The following is a 17,532-nucleotide window of genomic DNA, read 5'->3' on the forward strand; positions in this document are numbered from 1 at the left end:
TTCGTTGATGACTGCGTGGCGAAACCCCCTCCCCAGGAGTGAATTCGTCCGCAAAAAAGATGGGCTACGATATCACAGCGACCGCTACGGAACAGCGGCGCCCAAAGACAGGGAGGTGTTATGAGTATTCGTGATTGGCCGGCGGCTGAGCGGCCGCGGGAGAGGTTGCTTGAACAGGGCTCGGGAAGTCTTTCTGATGCCGAGTTGCTGGCGATTTTCTTGCGAACAGGCGTAGTGGGTAAAAGCGCCGTGGATCTGGCGCGACATCTATTGAGTGAATTTGGCAGCCTGCGCTCGCTGCTTGAGGCCGATCAGGAAACGTTCAGCAAGCAGTTGGGGCTCGGACCGGCGAAATTTGCCCAGTTGCAGGCTGCTCAAGAAATGAGCAGGCGGCATTTGGCCGAGCGGGCGCGCCAAAAGTCGGCACTGGAAAATCCGCATGCGGTTCGCGAGTACCTGAAGTCGATGCTGCGTCATGAGCCGCATGAGGTGTTTGGTTGTCTGTTTCTCGACTCCAAGCATCAGGTGCTGACGTTTGAGACGCTGTTTCGCGGTTCCATCGACAACACCAGTGTTCATCCGCGAGAGGTGGTCAAGCGTGCCTTGGCCAACAACGCCGCGGCGTTGATCCTCTGTCACAACCACCCGTCGGGCAATTCTGATCCGAGTCAGGCTGATCGGGTGCTGACCAAACGCCTGCAAAAAGCGCTGGAGTTGATCGATGTGCGGGTGCTCGACCATTTCATCATCGGCGACGGCGATCCGTTGTCGATGGCTGAGTATGGGTGGATGTAGATCTGAAGGGAGAATACAAATCCAGTGTAGGAGTGAGCCTGCTCGCGATGGCGTCGTGTCAGTCACTCGGACGGTAACTGAAAGAAAGCAATCGCGAGCAGGCTCACTCCTACAGGTTTTGTGTATGGCGGATTACTTGATGTTGACCTTCGAGTAATCCTGCCGCCCAAACGGGCTCACCGAATAACCTTCAACATCCTTGCGCGTCAGGGCGAAAGCCGTTGGATGGGCCAGTGGCAACCACAGCGCCTGTTGCTGGATCTGCGCCTGCGCCTGTTCGTAGAGCTTGGTCCGCACACCTTGCTCGCCGGTGGTCTTGCCGGCGCTGATCAGCTTGTCCAGGTCCTGATTGCAGTAGCGAGCGAAGTTGGTGCCGGACTTGACCGCCGCGCAGGAAAACTGCGGCGTGAGGAAGTTGTCCGGGTCGCCGTTGTCGCCGGCCCAGCCCATGAACAGGATGTCGTGCTCGCCAGCCTTGGCGCGGCGGATCAGCTCGCCCCATTCGATCACACGGATTTCGGCCTGAACGCCGATCTCGGCGAGATCGGACTGAAGCAGTTGGGCGCCGAGGCTCGGGTTGGGGTTCAGCAAGCTGCCCGACGGGCGGGTCCAGATGGTGGTCTGGAAACCGTCCTTGAGCCCGGCCTTGGCCATTAACGCCTTGGCTTTCTCAACGTCATGGGGATAGCCCGGCAAGCCTTTGGCGTAGCTCCAGGTGTTGGGCGGGTAGGGGCCGCTGGCGGGTTCGGCGGTGTCTTCGAACACCGCTTTGACGTAGTTGGCCTTGTCGAAGGCGAGGTTGATCGCCTGGCGCACTTCTGGCTTGTCCAGCGGTGGATGCTGACTGTTGAGGGCAACGAACGCGGTCATGAAGGCGTCAGTCTTTTCGACTTTCAAGGTCGGTTCTTTCAGCGCGGCCTGTACGTCCAGCGGTTTGGGCGACAGGGCGATCTGGCACTCATTGCGGCGCAGTTTCTGCAGGCGCACGTTGGCATCCGGGGTGATGGCGAAGATCAGCGGATCGACCTCGGGCTTGCCTCGGAAGTAATCGGGATTGGCCTTGTAGCGGATCGACGCGTCTTTCTGGAATCGTGTGAAGACGAACGGGCCGGTGCCGATTGGCTGGTTGTTGAGCTTTTCCGGCGTGCCGGCCTTGAGCAGTTTGTCAGCATATTCCGCCGAATAGATCGAGGCGAAACCCATGCTCAGGGTTGGCAGGAACGTCGAGTCGGGGTGATCCAGGGTGAAACGCACGGTCAACGGGTCCAGTGCGTCGATTTTCTTGATCAGCGCCGGCAACTGCATCGACTGAGCGTGCGGGAAGCCGCTCTGGGCGACTTTGTGCCATGGGTGCGCCGGGTCGAGCATGCGGTCGAAACTGAATTTCACGTCTTCGGCGGTCAACTCACGCGTCGGGCTGAAATACTCGGTGCGGTGAAATTTCACCTGCGGATGCAGTTTGAAGATGTAGACCAGGCCGTCGGGGCTGACTTCCCAGCTATCGGCGAGGCTGGCGACCACTTTGCCGCTGGCGGTGTCGAAGTCCACCAGGCGATTCATCAGCACGTCGGCCGAGGCGTTGGTGGTGGTCAGCGAGTTGTATTGCACCACGTCGAACCCTTCCGGGCTGGCCTCGGTACAGACGCTCAGGGCGGCGGCGAAGGCCTGTGGGCTCAGCAGAAGCGGGGCAAGCAACAGCGGTAAGGCAGCGAGGCGCATGGTCGGATTCCTTTACAGATCGAAGGCCCATCTGCAAGTGCAGTCTGGAAAAGGCTTACCCTAGTGGGCTCCTTTGCAAATGACTATCCCCTTTTTCATTTTGAGGGGACTATAGGCGCCTGATTTGAGTGTGCCTCGATTGGAAAACCCCCTGATTGGCGTGTCGAGCGTTTCTCTGCGACGAGCGGTCGGAATCGACGACAGCCTTTATCCAAAGCGTCTGACGCGCGAAAAGTGGGGTTTTTATCCATTCAGGGCACAGCGAATGTTGTTGCTCTCCAGTCTTTCTGGTATAAAGCAGCGCTCTTTTCTAGGGGCCCGGTTCCTTCACTGTAGGTGTAGCCGGTAAGACCTCTAAAGAAACGCGGCGCCTGGCGCCAAATGACTGAGAGATTAAGCGGCCAACCCATGCCGGGTTGGGCATGTGGTTTTAGAGGGCTGAGGCATGTCTAGAGTATGTCAAGTTACCGGTAAGGGTCCGGTAACTGGGAATAACATTTCCCACGCAAACAACAAAACCCGTCGTCGTTTCCTGCCGAACCTGCAGCATCACCGCTTCTGGGTTGAAGAAGAGAAACGTTTCGTGCGTCTGCGCGTATCTGCCAAAGGCATGCGTATCATCGACAAGCGTGGCATCACTGCCGTGCTGGCCGAAATCCGTAAAGCTGGCAAGATCTAAGGGAGATAATCATGCGTGAATTGATTCGTTTGATTTCGAGCGCCGGTACTGGTCACTTCTACACTACCGACAAGAACAAGCGCACTACTCCGGACAAAATCGAGATCAAGAAATTTGATCCGGTTGTTCGCAAGCACGTGATCTACAAAGAAGGCAAAATCAAGTAATTGATTTTTCCCTCTTACGAAAAAGGCCCGTATCGCGAGATACGGGCCTTTTTTGTTGTCTTTGGAAACGAGTCGTGCCGGATGATCAGCCGCAGTACATGTCACTGATTACATTGTCCCAGTCGGTAAAGATCCGCAGGCGATCGGGTTCAAATTCCGGGGTATGGCGATTGACCACAACCTTGGTCGCATTTGCCTCCGCGCGCGCCTGCTCTTTGATTGCCAGTGTCAGGCGTTGGCCTATGAGTTCCTTTGCATACCGAATATCGCATTGTGTCGATGAGGCATCGGCATGCGCCGGCAACAGACTGGCTGAAAAGGCGAGACTCGCCAGCAGGCAAATGATGAAAAGTTTGCGCATGTTAATTCGCGTCCTTGTGAGTTATGAGTGTGAGCTCCCTTTTGCCGGGAGCGAAAACAGCATCCCTCATGGTCGGTGACTGAGTGCGGTAACTATGTATAGGGTGGCTCAGCCTTCAACAGCGGATGGACGAAACAAGGCCCGTATCGCGAGATACGGGCCTTGTTTGTTGTGCGCGAGCCAGATTGGGTCGTCAGCGACGATTCGGATCAACCGCAGTTGATGCTGACGATGACTCTGTCGGCATTGGTATGCAGGTTGATGCGCCGCGGGCGCACGTCCCAGCTCGAAGGGTACGTCGGTCCTGTGGCGCGCACAGGAGCCCCATTGGCCAGGGCGCGAACTTCTTCGAGCAACTCCGGGGTGCATTTCTGGCCGATGGTGTATTGGGCGATGGCGAGATCGCATTGATCAGGTAAGACGGGCATGTTTGCCTCCTTGCAAATTTATTGGGGCAGGTCGCTCACTTCGCCCGGTGGCTGCATGTCCTGTGCAAACCATCCCGGCGATGAACTGCGTGGCGCCTGCGCGTAGTCTTATCCGGTGCCGCTTGAATTGGCCAGCGGCAGAATATGAGCGCCTGTTTCGATTGGCGGCGGCTTATGCCTTCTGCTCAAACGCCACATAGATCTTGCGGCACGGCTCCAGCACTTCCCAGGTGCCTTTGAAGCCGGCCGGGATGACGAAGCGATCGCCAGCGCGCAGGGTCTTGCTGTTGCCATCGGTGTCACGCAGCACGGAAACGCCCTGCACGATCTCGCAATATTCGTGCTCGGTGAAATTCACCGTCCATTGGCCGACGGCGCCTTCCCATACACCTGCGTTCAACTGGCCGCACGGGCTGTTGTAGTGGTTGTAGACCGCTTGCTCCGGGTCGCCCTTGAGCACTTTGGCCGGGTCCGGGCGGTAGCGCTCGGCGGCGGTGGTGGCTTGGCTGAAGTCGACGACGTTCTGGATGCTCATTGTTTTTATCTCCCGTATTTACGGCGCGAGTGGTTGGTCAGCGCAAAGTCTATGTTTATTAAAATGAACATCGCAAGGCCGTTTGCCGGCGATATGTCAAATATATTGAAACTTCACCTGCCGCTGGTTTAGGGTGACGGTTGCCTTGGGCCGAAAGCAGGCTGGCCGGGCAGAATTCCTGACAGCGCCCGCGAAGATCGCGGGTGTCGTATTCAATAAGAGGAGGACACTCGCATGACCACCCTGACTCGTGCCGACTGGGAACAACGTGCTCGCGATCTGAAGATCGAAGGCCGTGCCTACATCAACGGCGAATACACCGACGCTGTCTCCGCCGAGACCTTCGAGTGCATCAGCCCGGTCGATGGCCGTCTGCTGGGCAAGATTGCCAGCTGTGACGCTGCCGATGCCCAGCGCGCTGTGGAAAACGCTCGCGCCACCTTCAATTCCGGCGTCTGGTCGCGCCTGGCGCCGACCAAACGCAAATCCACCATGATCCGTTTCGCCGGCCTGCTCAAACAGCACGCCGAAGAGCTGGCCCTGCTTGAAACCCTGGACATGGGCAAGCCGATCAGCGACTCCTTGTACATCGACGTTCCCGGCGCGGCGCAAGCCCTGAGCTGGAGCGGCGAAGCCATCGACAAGATCTACGACGAAGTAGCCGCTACTCCGCACGATCAGCTGGGTCTGGTGACCCGCGAGCCGGTCGGCGTGGTGGGCGCCATCGTGCCGTGGAACTTCCCGCTGATGATGGCGTGCTGGAAACTCGGCCCGGCGCTGTCCACCGGTAACTCGGTGATTCTCAAGCCGTCGGAAAAATCGCCGCTGACCGCCATCCGCATCGCGGCGCTGGCCGTTGAAGCCGGCATCCCGAAAGGCGTGCTGAACGTACTGCCAGGTTACGGTCATACCGTCGGCAAGGCCCTGGCCCTGCATAACGACGTCGACACCCTGGTGTTCACCGGTTCGACCAAGATCGCCAAGCAGTTGCTGATCTACTCCGGCGAATCGAACATGAAACGCGTCTGGCTCGAAGCCGGCGGCAAGAGCCCGAACATCGTGTTCGCCGACGCGCCGAACCTGCAAGAAGCTGCCGAAGCCGCTGCCGGTGCCATCGCGTTCAACCAGGGCGAAGTCTGCACCGCCGGCTCGCGCCTGCTGGTGGAGCGTTCGATCAAGGACAAATTCCTGCCGCTGGTGATCGAGGCGCTGAAAACCTGGAAGCCGGGCAACCCATTGGACCCGGCGACCAACGTCGGTGCGCTGGTGGATACCCAGCAGATGAACACTGTGCTGTCTTACATCGAGTCGGGCCACACCGACGGCGCCAAACTGGTCGCTGGCGGCAAGCGCATCCTGCAGGAAACGGGCGGCACGTATGTTGAGCCGACGATTTTCGACGGTGTGAGCAACGCGATGAAAATTGCCCAGGAAGAAATCTTCGGACCAGTGTTGTCGGTCATCACCTTCGACAACGCTGAAGAAGCCGTCGCCATCGCCAACGACACGCCGTACGGCCTGGCCGCTGCGGTCTGGACTGCCGACATCTCCAAGGCTCACCTCACTGCCCGCGCATTGCGTGCCGGTAGCGTGTGGGTCAACCAGTATGACGGCGGCGACATGACGGCACCGTTCGGTGGCTTCAAGCAGTCCGGCAACGGTCGCGACAAGTCGCTGCACGCGTTCGACAAGTACACCGAGCTGAAGGCGACCTGGATCAAGTTGTAAGTCAGTGAGGGAGCCTGCTCCAAATCAGGCTCCCAAACGAAGCTGATCCCCTGTGGGAGCGAGCTTGCTCGCGATAGCGGTGTAACAGTCGACTTCAATGTTGAATGTGAAACCGCTATCGCGAGCAAGCTCGCTCCCACAGTGTTTTGTGCCGTCTGAAAAATAATATCCACAGGAGCGTGGAACATGCGTTGGGCGACGTATTTCGCCGTGTTGGCGTCTGTCTTGAGTGTTGGCCTGGCCCTTGGCGTCAGCATGCCGCTGGTGTCGTTTCGCCTGGAAAGCTGGGGCTACGGCTCGTTTGCCATCGGCGTGATGGCGGCGATGCCGGCCATTGGCGTGTTGCTGGGCGCAAAGATTTCCAGCCATCTGGCAGCGCGCCTGGGCACGGCCAATTTGATGCGCCTGTGCCTGTGGGCGGGTGCCGTGTCCATCGGTTTGCTGGCGCTGTTGCCGAGCTATCCGATCTGGCTGGTACTGCGCTTGATGATCGGCGTGATCCTGACACTGGTTTTCATCCTCGGCGAAAGCTGGATCAACCAACTGGTGGTCGAGGAGTGGCGCGGTCGGTTGGTGGCGCTGTACGGCAGCAGTTATGCGTTGAGTCAGTTGGCCGGGCCGATCCTGTTGGGCGTACTGGGCACCGAGCACGATTACGGTTTCTGGGTTGGAGTTGGTTTACTGGTGGCGGCACCGTTCCTGTTGCTGGGTCGCAGCGGTGCGCCCAGCAGTGAGGCGTGCAGTGTGACCTTTGGTGATCTGCTGACGTTCTGCCGTGGCCTGCCGGCGATTGCCTGGGCGGTGTCGCTGTTCGCGGCGTTTGAAGCGATGATCCTGACGCTGTTGCCGGTGTATTGCCTGCGCCAGGGCTTCACTACGGAAATCGCCTTGGCGATGGTCAGTACGGTGGTGGTCGGCGATGCCTTGCTGCAATTGCCCATTGGTGCGCTGGCGGATCGCGTATCGCGGCGCTCGTTGTTTACGGGCTGCGCGGTCGTCCTGCTGGTGTCGAGTCTGGCGATTCCGCTGCTGATCGACACGTTGCTGATCTGGCCGTTGTGGGTGTTGTTCGGCGCCAGTGCCGGCGGTTTGTTTACCTTGTCATTGATCCTGATTGGCGAGCGTTATCGCGACGATGCGCTGGTCCGCGCCAACGCGCACATCGCGCAGTTGTGGGGCGTCGGCTGCCTGCTCGGGCCGTTGATCGCCGGTGCCGGCAGCCAATGGATCAGCGGGCATGCGTTGCCGTTGTTGATGGCAGCGGGGGCGTTTGGTCTGGTGATTCTGGTCTCGCGACAAGGCGCGTTTGGTGCCACACAGCCTGCATAAGATCAAAAGATCGCAGCCTTCGGCAGCTCCTACAGGTGGCGCGTCTACAATGTAGGAGCTGCCGAAGGCTGCGATCTTTTAAAGCATCCGCTCAAGGCCAACCGTGTTGCTCAGCCACGCATTGAAGCGACGCCACCAACTGGCCGGTTCCTTGGTCAGGGTATGCATTTTGCCGTCGTCTTCCGTGACCCAAACCAGCTGGCCGCCTTCCAGCTTCACCTGATAACTCAGGGGCGGCGACATGCCTTGCAGCGCCAGTTCGCGGACATGAGTCGCAATTTCCGGGCTGTCCACCAGCACCCCGACTTCGGTGTTCCACAGTACCGAGCGCGGGTCGAAGTTGAACGAGCCGATGAAGGATTTTCGCCGGTCGAAGATGATGGCCTTGCTGTGCAGGCTGGAGTCCGAGTCGCCGTACGATTTGCTGGAAAACAGGCGCGGTCCGCTGCCGCTGTCATCACCGGGTTGGCGGCGCAACTCGAAAAGCTGAACACCGTGCTCCAGCAACGCCTTGCGATAAGGCGCGTAGCCGCCATGCACTGGCGGCACGTCGGTGGCTTCCAGTGAGTTGGTCAAGAGTTTCACCGAAACCCCGGCATCGGCGCGACCGGTCAGGTAAACCATCCCCGGCCGACCCGGGACGAAATAGGACGAAACCAGAATCAGCTCTTTGCTGACGCCTTCAAGCTCAGGCGCCAATTGCGTGGTCAGCAGCAGCTGCGGATTCGGCTCGTCCTTGGCCAATACTTTGCTGGGGGCATCCCACAGTGCCTGGTTCCAGGCCCAGATCAGCTCTTTGCGCCAGATATCCAGGCGCGGCTCGGTTTTGAAAGCCATCAGCTGCTGATAGAGCGCGTGGTTCTGCTTGCGGGATTCTTCCAGTGATTCTTCCAGTCGGGTCCGGGTGTTTTCCAGGTCTTTGGCGGTCGGCTTGCTCGACAGGAACTGGTCGATTGGCTTGCTCAGGGCGCTGTTCCAGTATTGGTCGAAACTATGGCCCAGTTGCTCGGCGACCGGCCCGACACCAAGCATGTCGATGTCAGTGAAGTTCATGTTGGGTTCGGCGTCGAAATACTCGTCCCCCAGATTGCGCCCGCCGACGATGGCCATGCTGTTATCCGCCAGCCATAGCTTGTTGTGCATGCGCCGGTGTTGCAGTGACAGGTTGAACAAGCGGCCCATGGTGCGCGTGACGCCGGTGCTGCGCCCAAGGTGCAGCGGGTTGAACACCCGAATCTGAATCTGTGGATGCGCCGCGAGGGTGGCGATGGTGCGGTCCAGACCGTCGCTGGTGGTGTCGTCGAGCAGAATGCGTACGCGCACGCCACGGTCGGCGGCCTTGAGGATTTCTTCCACCAGCATTCGCGTGCTGATGCCGTCGTGCACGATGTAGTACTGCAAATCGAGGCTGGCCTGGGCGTTGCGAATCAGCTCGGCGCGGGCCGTGAAGGCTTCGGTGCTGTCTGAGAGCAGGCGGAAACCCGATTTGCCTTCATAAGGCGCGGCCTGTGCCTGGACCGAACGGCCGAATGCCGAGGCGCTTGCCGGCAAGGCTTGGCTCGGTTCGCGCTGCACGTCGAGACTGGCGCAGCCGCCGAGGAACGAAGCAAGTAACACAAGAGCAAGCAGCGGCTGTCTGACTCTCACGTGGGATCGTTCCGTTTGGCGGCGGTCGTTGGCATATGGACGCTGGTATCCGCAGAAAGGTCAGTCGGTCAGCCCGTCGGTTTCCGCAAGCAGTTTGATGGCGGCGGCGCCGACCTTGCGCACGGCTTCTTCAATCTGTGCCGTTGGTTTGGCAGCGTAGTTCATGCGCAGGCAATTGCGGTATTTGCCCGAGGCGGAAAAGATGCTGCCGACGGCAATCTGTACGCCCTGATCGTGCAGGGCACGATTCAGTTTCAAGGTGTCGAAGCCTTCCGGCAGTTCGACCCACAGCATGAAGCTGCCTTGCGGACGGCTGGCGCGGGTGCCGGCGGGGAAATAGCGCGTGACCCAATCGATCATCGCGTCGCGATTGCGCTGGTATTGCGTGCGCATCCGCCGCAAATGCGGTTCGAAGTGACCACCCTTGAGAAATTCGGCGATGGCGATCTGCGGTTGCGGCGCGGTGGAGCCAGTGCTGATGTATTTCATGTGCAGCACCCGTTCCAGATATCGCCCCGGTGCGACCCAGCCAATGCGCAGGCCCGGCGCCAGGGTTTTGGAAAACGAACTGCACAGCAGGACGCGGCCGTCCTCGTCGAAGGATTTGATCGTGCGCGGGCGCGGATAGGTGTAGGCCAATTCGCCATACACATCGTCTTCGATGATCGCCACGTCGAAACGCTGTGCGAGCGTCAACAACGAGCGTTTACGCGATTCCGGCATGATGTAGCCCAACGGGTTGTTGCAGTTGGGCGTCAACTGTATGGCCCTGATCGGCCATTGTTCCAGGGCCAGCTCCAGCGCCTCGAGACTGATCCCGGTGAGCGGGTCGGTGGGGATTTCCAGCGCCTTCATGCCCAACCCCTTGAGGGTCTGCATGGCGCCGTGAAAGCTCGGCGAGTCCACGGCCACGATGTCGCCCGGCTCGCAGATGGCGCGGATGCTGGTGGACAGCGCTTCGTGGCAACCGGTGGTCACCACCAGATCGCCGGGGCCCAACTGACAGCCGGAATCGAGCATCAGGCGGGCGATTTGCTCGCGCAGTTCGAGGTTGCCGTGGATGTTGTCGTAATACAGGCCGGGCATGTCTTGCCGACGGCTGATCCGGGCGAGGTCGCGCAACAGCGGTTTCATGGTCGGGCTGGTGATGTCGGGCATGCCGCGGCCCAGTTGCACCACGTCTTTGCGCGGCACAGCGCGAATCAACTCCAGCACTTGATCCCACTGCGAGATATCCACAGGCCGTTGCGCCGGGCGGCCAACCGCCGGCAGCTCCGGCAGTTCGCGACTGACCGGAACGAAGTACCCGGACTTGGGCCTTGGCATCGCCAGCCCGCTGTCTTCCAGCACCCGATAAGCCTGCTGCACCGTGCTCAGGCTGACCCCATGCTCGACGCTCAGTGCCCGCACCGACGGCAGCCGGTCACCGGGGCGATAAAAGCCCTGTTCGATACGCGTGCCGAGCAATTCGGCGAGGTTGACGTAAAGGGTCATGGCGCAGTCTCGGATTGAGTGATTCGGTTAACCAGTACAGATGAGGCAAAAATTCAAGATTCAGAGCTGAAAACGGTAAATCTGTATGGAAATAATACAGGTGCTTTGAATCTGTAATGCTTTTCCCTGTTTGCGCATCATGGAATCTCTGGCTACCCAAGTAAACAGGAGCATTCAAAATGAACGGTTTGAGCGATGTGCGGCTGACGTTACACAGTCAGGAACTGGAGACAGGGCAAAAGGACAATGCACGCCATGCGCTCATGCGCAACGCGCCGTCCGGCCTGAGTCGCTGGAATCTGTTCTGGCAACGCCTGCACACGCGCAAGGCGTTGCTGGCCCTGACACCTGACCAGCTCAAGGATATCGGGCTGACGCGGGAACAGGCGCGGGAAGAAGGGCTCAAGCCTTTCTGGCGGATCTGAGTTTTGCGCTGTCCTTCAGGGCCTCATCGCGAGCAAGCTCGCTCCCACATTGGATTTGTGATCGACGTAAATCCCCTGTGGGAGCGAGCTTGCTCGCGATGACGGCATTACACGCGCAGGAAATCTCTCAGACCAACTCTTTAAGCCGATGCCAAAGCATCCCCAACGCCAACAACGGCGAACGCAGATGCTTTCCACCCGGGAAGGTAATGTGCGGCACCTTGGCAAACAAATCGAAACCACCGCTGTGCTGACCGCTGATGGCCTCGGCCAGCAACTTGCCCGCAAGATGCGTGGCGTTCACCCCATGCCCTGAGTAAGCCTGGGCGTAATACACATTCGGCTGATCCTTGAGTCGACCGATCTGCGGCAGGCGGTTGGCGCCAATGCCGATCATGCCGCCCCATTGATAGTCGATCCTCACGTCGCCCAGTTGTGGAAAGACCTCCAGCATCTTCGGCCGCATGTAAGCCGCGATGTCTTTCGGGTCGCGCCCCGAGTAATGGCAGGCACCACCAAACAGCAAGCGACGGTCAGCCGAGAGTCGGTAGTAATCCAGCGCTACTCGCTGATCGCACACCGCCATGTTCTGCGGCAGAAGAGAGTGCGCCAGTTCTTCGCTCAAAGGTTCGGTGGCGATGATGTAGCTGCCGGCGGGCAGAACCTTGCCGCTCAGCTCGGGATAGAGGTGGTTGAGGTAGGCATTGCAGCCCAGTACCAGGGTCTTCGCACGGACCGAGCCTTGGGCGGTATGCGCCTTCACTTCGGGGCCATAATCGATGCGCGTGACGGCGGACTGTTCGAACAGTTTCACGCCCAGTTGCTGCGCGGCAGTCGCTTCACCCAACGCCAGGTTCAGCGGATGCAGGTGCCCGGAGCCCATGTCGATCAAACCGCCGACGTAGCGCTTGGAACCGACGACGGTATGCATTTCACTGGCTTGCAGCAGTCGGGTTTCATAGCGATAACCGAGGCTGCGCAGTTCTTCGGCATCTTCGGCAAAACCTTCAAGGTCTCGGGGCTTGTTGGCCAGATCGCAGTAGCCCCAGGTCAAGTCGCAGGGAATCTGAAAACGCTCGACCCGCTGGCGGACAATTTCCACGGCTTCAAGGCCCATGAGTTTCATCTGACGCACACCATCCGCGCCGATCACGTTGGCGAACTGATCGAGGCCGTGGCCCACGCCGCGAATCAACTGCCCGCCGTTGCGTCCGCTGGCGCCCCAACCGATCTTGTGAGCTTCGAGCAGCACCACGCTGAGGCCGCGCTCGGCGAGTTCCAGCGCCGTGTTCAACCCCGAGAAACCGCCACCAACCACGCATACATCGGCCACCAGATCCCCTGTGAGCACCGGATGATCCGGCTGCGGCAGGCTGTTGTCGGCGTAATAGGAGGCAGTGTGCTGGGCACGGGCGTTCATGCGCGTCATCCTGATTCTTGTGTTTAGAAAATTTGACGGAGCATAAGCCGGACCTTCGCGGACGGGCAACATTGGTCGGTTGCCGCTGTCTGGATCACGGCTTTTGCCTCACAATTGCGCTCTATTCCGCTTTCGGTCACCGCTTCGATGAGCTGCAACAGTCAGAAAATCCGCACGCTGCGCCAGCAGATTCCCTCGTTCGAGTGCGTGCCCGGCTGCCATGACTGCTGCGGTCCGGTGACCACCTCGCCGGAAGAAATGTCGCGCCTGCCGCGCAAGACCCGCGCCGAGCAAGAGGCGGCCATGGACGAACTCAACTGTGTGCATCTCGGCCCGAACGGCTGCACCGTGTATCACGAGCGACCGCTGATTTGCCGGTTGTTCGGCACCACCAAGACGCTGCCATGCCCGAATGGGCGCGGGCCGGTGGAGTTGATTCATCCAAGAGTCGAGAAGCAGATATTCGAATACATAGCTTCCAACCGGCAGGTGTTGGTTTAAAAGATCGCAGCCTGCGGCAGCTCCTACATGGAATCGCGTTCTTCTGTAGGAGCTGCCGCAGGCTGCGATCTTTTGATCTTCAGTCCGGAATCGGCAGGCTCAAGCTCTCTTTCACCTCTTCCATCACGATATAGCTCTTGGATTCGCGCACATGCGGCAGCTTGAGCAGGATGTCGCCCAGCAACTTGCGGTACGAGGCCATCTCGGAAATCCGCGCCTTCACCAGATAGTCGAAATCCCCTGACACCAGGTGGCATTCCAGCACATGGGGCAATTTCAGCACCGCGCATCGGAACTCTTCGAAGGTATCGCCGGATTTGTAGTCGAGGCTGATCTCGACGAACACCAGCAGACTACCCTTGAGGTGCTGCGGGTTGAGCCGCGCGTTGTAGCCCATGATGATCCCTTCGCGCTCAAGACGCCGGACCCGCTCGGTGCAGGGCGTGGTCGAGAGCCCGACCTTTTCCCCAAGCTCGGTGAAAGAGATGCGCCCGTCCGCTTGCAGGATCCGCAGAATGCTGCGGTCGATCTTGTCCAGCTCACGTTTGGTTTGAGTGTTGGTTCGCATAGGGGATGCGCCTCCGTGAAAAGGGTTTTTGCCGAGAATTGTCGCCAAATATAGGCGCTTATATAGTGAAAATCACTGGTCATTCTTTTTTAAACTGCGCACATCTGAAGCTCTGAACAACAAACGCCAGCGGTTCGCCGCGATGAGGGATATGAAAATGCGCGTCATGGTCTTGGGTAGCGGCGTCATCGGTACCACCAGTGCTTACTATCTGGCGCGTGCCGGGTTTGAAGTGGTGGTGGTCGACCGGCAGCCAGCTGCTGCCATGGAGACCAGTTTCGCCAACGCCGGCCAGGTGTCGCCGGGTTATGCCTCGCCGTGGGCCGCGCCGGGCGTGCCGCTTAAAGCCATCAAGTGGCTGTTGCAGCGCCACGCGCCGCTGGCGATCAAGGCCACCGCCGACATCGATCAATACCTGTGGATGGCGCAGATGCTGCGCAACTGCACCGCCAGCCGTTACGCGGTGAACAAGGAGCGCATGGTCCGTCTGTCCGAGTACAGCCGTGACTGCCTCGACGAACTGCGCGCCGAAACCGGCATCGCCTACGAAGGTCGCAGCCTCGGTACGACCCAACTGTTCCGCACCCAGGCTCAGCTCGATGGCGCCGCGAAAGACATCGCCGTGCTGAAAGAGTCCGGCGTACCGTTCGAACTGCTCGACCGCGAAGGCATTGCCCGCGTCGAGCCGGCCCTGGCCAGCGTCACCGACATCCTCGCCGGCGCCCTGCGCCTGCCGAACGACCAGACTGGCGACTGCCAGATGTTCACCACCAAGCTCGCAGAAATGTGCACGAACCTCGGTGTGCAGTTCCGTTTCGGCCAAGACATTCAGCGTCTCGACTTCGCCGGTGATCGCATCAACGGTGTGTGGATCGACGGCAAGCTGGAAACCGCCGATCGCTACGTATTGGCACTCGGCAGCTACTCGCCGCAACTGCTCAAGCCGCTGGGGATCAAGGCGCCGGTGTATCCGCTCAAGGGTTACTCGCTGACCGTGCCGATCACCAACCCGGCGATGGCCCCGACGTCGACCATTCTCGACGAGACCTACAAGGTCGCGATCACCCGTTTCGACAACCGCATCCGCGTCGGCGGCATGGCGGAGATCGCCGGTTTTGACCTGTCGCTGAACCCGCGTCGGCGCGAAACCCTGGAGATGATCGTCAACGACCTTTATCCTCAGGGCGGCAATCTGGCCGAGGCGAGTTTCTGGACCGGCCTGCGTCCGACCACCCCGGACGGTACGCCAATCGTTGGCGCCACCCCGTTCAAGAATCTGTTCCTGAACACCGGTCACGGCACACTCGGCTGGACCATGGCCTGCGGCTCCGGTCGCTTGCTGGCTGACCTGATGGCGAAGAAAACGCCGCAGATCAGCGCCGAAGGCCTCGATATTTCCCGCTATGGCACCAAACGACAGGAGTCCGCAAAGCATGTCAGTCCAGCGCCAGCTCACCAATGAACGCATGAGTCAGATCGTCACCCATAACGGCACGGTGTATTTGGCCGGGCAGGTCGGTGACGACTTCAACGCCGGGATTGAACAGCAGACCCGCGATGTATTGGCCAATATCGAGCGTCTGCTCGATCTGGCCGGGACTGACAAGCAGCATCTGCTGTCGGCAACGATTTACCTGAACGACATCGAAGCGCACTTCGCCGGAATGAACTCGGTGTGGGACCAGTGGCTGCCAAAGGGCGCTGCTCCGGCCCGCGCCACCGTCGAAGCGAAGATGGCCAAGCCAAGCATCCTGGTCGAGATTTCCATCGTCGCCGCGCTGCCGTAAACCGTAGTAAAGATCCCTCTTCCGGCGCTGTTGGCGGTTCACGCCGTCAGCCAGCGCCGGTTTTTCTTCCAAACGACCGACCAGAAGTCTGCCGCCATGCGTCCTGCCCGTGCCCTGATCGACCTTCAAGCCCTGCGTCACAACTACCAAGTCGCCCGTGAAGTCACGGGAGCCAAAGCCCTCGCGGTGATCAAGGCCGATGCCTACGGCCATGGCGCGGTGCGTTGTGCCCAGGCGCTGGAAGCTGACGCGGACGGCTTTGCCGTGGCCTGCATCGAAGAGGCTTTGGAGCTGCGCGCCGCCGGTATTCGCGCGCCGGTGCTGCTGCTGGAAGGCTTTTTCGAAGCCGATGAGCTGGCGCTGATCGTCGAACATGATTTCTGGTGCGTGGTGCATTCGCTGTGGCAACTCGAAGCGATCGAGAAAGCCGCGCTGAGCAAACCGGTCACGGTCTGGCTCAAGCTTGATTCGGGCATGCACCGGGTGGGGCTGCATCCGAAGGATTATCAGAGCGCTTATCAACGGCTGCTGGTCAGCGGCAAAGTGGCGAAGATTGTGCTGATGAGCCACTTCGCCCGGGCCGATGAATTGAACAGCCAGGCCAGCGCCGAGCAGGTCGCGGTGTTCGAAGCGGCGCGTCAAGGTTTGTCCGCTGAAGTCAGCCTGCGCAATTCCCCGGCCGTGCTGGGCTGGCCGCAGATCCCGAGTGACTGGGTGCGTCCGGGCATCATGCTCTACGGCGCCACGCCGTTTGAAGAAGCCAACGCCGTGGCCGCGCGCCTGCAACCGGTGATGACCCTCGAATCGAAAGTCATCAGCGTGCGTGAATTGCCGGCCGGCGAGCCGATCGGTTACGGCGCGAAATTCATCACGCCAAAACCAATGCGCGTTGGCGTGGTGGCCATGGGTTACGCCGATGGCTATCCGCGTCTGGCGCCGACCGGCACGCCGGTGCTTGTGGCCGGGCAACGCAGCCAGTTGATCGGCCGGGTGTCGATGGACATGCTCTGCGTCGACCTGACCGACATTCCGCAAGCCAGCCTGGGCTCGACCGTCGAGCTGTGGGGCAAAAACATCCTCGCCAGCGACGTGGCCATCGCGGCGGGCACGATTCCTTACCAGATCTTCTGCAACCTGCGCCGGGTGCCACTGCTCTATTCCGGGAGCTGACACTCGACGGTGCGAACCGGAAGTCGCTTCACCGAACAGGATTCAGGTCAAAGTGTTGTAAATACTGAACGCTGTCGCCATGATAACGCTCAATATTCCAACAAACCTGAACCCTGGAGGCTCCAGCATTGGACGTCGGTGAACGACTGCAATCGATCCGCAAGCTCAAAGGCCTTTCCCAGCGTGAACTCGCCAAACGCGCGGGCGTCACCAATAGCACCATTTCGATGATCGAGAAGAACAGCGTCAGCCCCTCGATCAGTTCGCTGAGGAAAGTGTTGGGCGGGATTCCCATGTCCATGGTCGAGTTCTTTTCCGAAGAAATCCTGCAGGAAAAACCGACTCAGATCGTCTACAAGGCCAACGAGCTGATCGACATTTCCGATGGTGCAGTGACCATGAAACTGGTCGGCCGGGCGCACCCGAGCCGGGCTATCGCGTTCCTCAATGAAATCTACCCGCCAGGCGCCGACACCGGTGACGAGATGCTCACCCATGAGGGCGAGGAAACCGGAATTCTGGTGGAAGGTCGACTTGAACTGGTGGTCGGGCTGGAAACTTTTGTGCTCGAAGCTGGCGATAGCTACTACTTTGAAAGTACCAAGCCGCATCGTTTCCGTAATCCGTTCGATGCGCCGGCGCGACTAATCAGCGCAGCTACACCCGCGAATTTCTAAGAAAAGAGGCGCCCTGCCAGCATGGCCGAGGCACCCGAGCCGTTTGACCGTTGCGCAACAAGACCCCTTCGACTTTGGGGTTGTTTCAGTGTCGCGGGCTTA

Annotated in this window: 19 protein-coding genes; 11 read left to right on the forward strand and 8 right to left on the reverse strand. The window is 59.7% G+C overall.

Going from position 1 to position 17,532, the window contains the following annotated elements:
* Nucleotides 1–120: 120 nt before the first annotated feature.
* Nucleotides 121–795: a RadC family protein gene (gene radC / locus ACM110_RS22430; RefSeq protein WP_150702380.1), complete on the forward strand. Its 675-nt coding sequence runs from the start codon at nt 121–123 to the stop codon at nt 793–795.
* Between the two features lie 132 nt (nt 796–927).
* Here the strand turns inward: radC and ACM110_RS22435 are convergent, their stop codons facing one another.
* Entirely contained in the window at nt 928–2,514 is a 1,587-nt protein-coding gene (locus ACM110_RS22435) for an ABC transporter substrate-binding protein (RefSeq protein WP_416129492.1), read from the reverse strand.
* Nucleotides 2,515–2,959: 445 nt separating this feature from the next.
* Between ACM110_RS22435 and rpmB the strand changes: the two genes are divergently transcribed.
* Nucleotides 2,960–3,193: a 50S ribosomal protein L28 gene (gene rpmB / locus ACM110_RS22440; RefSeq protein ID WP_034147715.1), complete on the forward strand. Its 234-nt coding sequence runs from the start codon at nt 2,960–2,962 to the stop codon at nt 3,191–3,193.
* 11 nt (nt 3,194–3,204) lie between these two features.
* A complete protein-coding gene (gene rpmG, locus ACM110_RS22445) occupies nt 3,205–3,360 on the forward strand; it encodes a 50S ribosomal protein L33 (RefSeq protein ID WP_007894709.1) in 156 nt (51 codons plus the stop codon).
* A gap of 85 nt (nt 3,361–3,445) precedes the next feature.
* Here rpmG and ACM110_RS22450 read toward each other — a convergent pair whose 3' ends face one another.
* From ACM110_RS22450 to ACM110_RS22460, 3 genes are all read right to left on the reverse strand, one after another.
* Nucleotides 3,446–3,721, reverse strand: coding sequence for a peptidase inhibitor (locus tag ACM110_RS22450; RefSeq protein ID WP_416129493.1), 276 nt, complete (start codon nt 3,719–3,721; stop codon nt 3,446–3,448).
* Nucleotides 3,722–3,930: 209 nt separating this feature from the next.
* The gene (locus ACM110_RS22455; RefSeq protein ID WP_416129494.1) at nt 3,931–4,149 is read right to left on the reverse strand and encodes a peptidase inhibitor; all 219 of its coding nucleotides are present in this window, start codon (nt 4,147–4,149) and stop codon (nt 3,931–3,933) included.
* Between the two features lie 172 nt (nt 4,150–4,321).
* Complete coding sequence (locus ACM110_RS22460) at nt 4,322–4,684, reverse strand: cupin domain-containing protein (RefSeq protein WP_416129495.1); 363 nt, start codon at nt 4,682–4,684, stop codon at nt 4,322–4,324.
* Nucleotides 4,685–4,918: 234 nt separating this feature from the next.
* Between ACM110_RS22460 and ACM110_RS22465 the strand changes: the two genes are divergently transcribed.
* Both ACM110_RS22465 and ACM110_RS22470 read left to right on the forward strand, forming a co-directional pair.
* The gene (locus ACM110_RS22465) at nt 4,919–6,412 is read left to right on the forward strand and encodes an aldehyde dehydrogenase (RefSeq protein WP_338583871.1); all 1,494 of its coding nucleotides are present in this window, start codon (nt 4,919–4,921) and stop codon (nt 6,410–6,412) included.
* Nucleotides 6,413–6,598: 186 nt separating this feature from the next.
* Nucleotides 6,599–7,741, forward strand: coding sequence for an MFS transporter (locus ACM110_RS22470; protein ID WP_416129496.1), 1,143 nt, complete (start codon nt 6,599–6,601; stop codon nt 7,739–7,741).
* Between the two features lie 78 nt (nt 7,742–7,819).
* On the opposite strand, the gene ACM110_RS22475 is transcribed toward ACM110_RS22470, so the two are convergent.
* Together ACM110_RS22475 and ACM110_RS22480 are read right to left on the reverse strand one after the other, a co-directional pair.
* The gene (locus ACM110_RS22475; protein WP_416129497.1) at nt 7,820–9,388 is read right to left on the reverse strand and encodes a phospholipase D family protein; all 1,569 of its coding nucleotides are present in this window, start codon (nt 9,386–9,388) and stop codon (nt 7,820–7,822) included.
* A 60-nt stretch (nt 9,389–9,448) separates the two neighbouring features.
* Entirely contained in the window at nt 9,449–10,882 is a 1,434-nt protein-coding gene (locus ACM110_RS22480) for a PLP-dependent aminotransferase family protein (protein ID WP_338583867.1), read from the reverse strand.
* A gap of 179 nt (nt 10,883–11,061) precedes the next feature.
* On the opposite strand from ACM110_RS22480, the gene ACM110_RS22485 reads away from it, so the two are divergent.
* Nucleotides 11,062–11,307 (forward strand): DUF1127 domain-containing protein, encoded by a 246-nt coding sequence (locus ACM110_RS22485; protein WP_416129498.1) that lies wholly within the window; start codon nt 11,062–11,064, stop codon nt 11,305–11,307.
* Nucleotides 11,308–11,434: 127 nt separating this feature from the next.
* Here the strand turns inward: ACM110_RS22485 and ACM110_RS22490 are convergent, their stop codons facing one another.
* Complete coding sequence (locus ACM110_RS22490; protein WP_416129499.1) at nt 11,435–12,727, reverse strand: NAD(P)/FAD-dependent oxidoreductase; 1,293 nt, start codon at nt 12,725–12,727, stop codon at nt 11,435–11,437.
* Between the two features lie 147 nt (nt 12,728–12,874).
* Between ACM110_RS22490 and ACM110_RS22495 the strand changes: the two genes are divergently transcribed.
* Nucleotides 12,875–13,228: a YkgJ family cysteine cluster protein gene (locus ACM110_RS22495; RefSeq protein WP_416129500.1), complete on the forward strand. Its 354-nt coding sequence runs from the start codon at nt 12,875–12,877 to the stop codon at nt 13,226–13,228.
* A gap of 79 nt (nt 13,229–13,307) precedes the next feature.
* Here the strand turns inward: ACM110_RS22495 and ACM110_RS22500 are convergent, their stop codons facing one another.
* Complete coding sequence (locus ACM110_RS22500; RefSeq protein WP_416129501.1) at nt 13,308–13,796, reverse strand: AsnC family transcriptional regulator; 489 nt, start codon at nt 13,794–13,796, stop codon at nt 13,308–13,310.
* A 157-nt stretch (nt 13,797–13,953) separates the two neighbouring features.
* Here ACM110_RS22500 and dadA point away from each other — a divergent pair, with 157 nt between their 5' ends.
* The 4 genes from dadA to ACM110_RS22520 all read left to right on the forward strand — a co-directional run bounded on the left by dadA (nt 13,954) and on the right by ACM110_RS22520 (nt 17,430).
* Nucleotides 13,954–15,258 carry a D-amino acid dehydrogenase gene (gene dadA / locus ACM110_RS22505; RefSeq protein WP_416129502.1) on the forward strand — a complete coding sequence of 435 codons (1,305 nt, stop codon included), beginning with the start codon at nt 13,954–13,956 and terminating at the stop codon, nt 15,256–15,258.
* Nucleotides 15,230–15,583 carry a RidA family protein gene (locus ACM110_RS22510; protein WP_416129503.1) on the forward strand — a complete coding sequence of 118 codons (354 nt, stop codon included), beginning with the start codon at nt 15,230–15,232 and terminating at the stop codon, nt 15,581–15,583. Before dadA ends, ACM110_RS22510 begins: the two co-directional genes overlap by 29 nt.
* 96 nt (nt 15,584–15,679) lie before the next feature.
* The gene (gene alr / locus ACM110_RS22515) at nt 15,680–16,753 is read left to right on the forward strand and encodes an alanine racemase (RefSeq protein WP_416129504.1); all 1,074 of its coding nucleotides are present in this window, start codon (nt 15,680–15,682) and stop codon (nt 16,751–16,753) included.
* A gap of 128 nt (nt 16,754–16,881) precedes the next feature.
* Nucleotides 16,882–17,430, forward strand: coding sequence for a cupin domain-containing protein (locus ACM110_RS22520; RefSeq protein ID WP_007947433.1), 549 nt, complete (start codon nt 16,882–16,884; stop codon nt 17,428–17,430).
* Nucleotides 17,431–17,532: the final 102 nt, after the last annotated feature.

This window comes from Pseudomonas sp. NFX98 (assembly GCF_047784845.1).
Taxonomy (GTDB): Bacteria; Pseudomonadota; Gammaproteobacteria; order Pseudomonadales; family Pseudomonadaceae; genus Aquipseudomonas.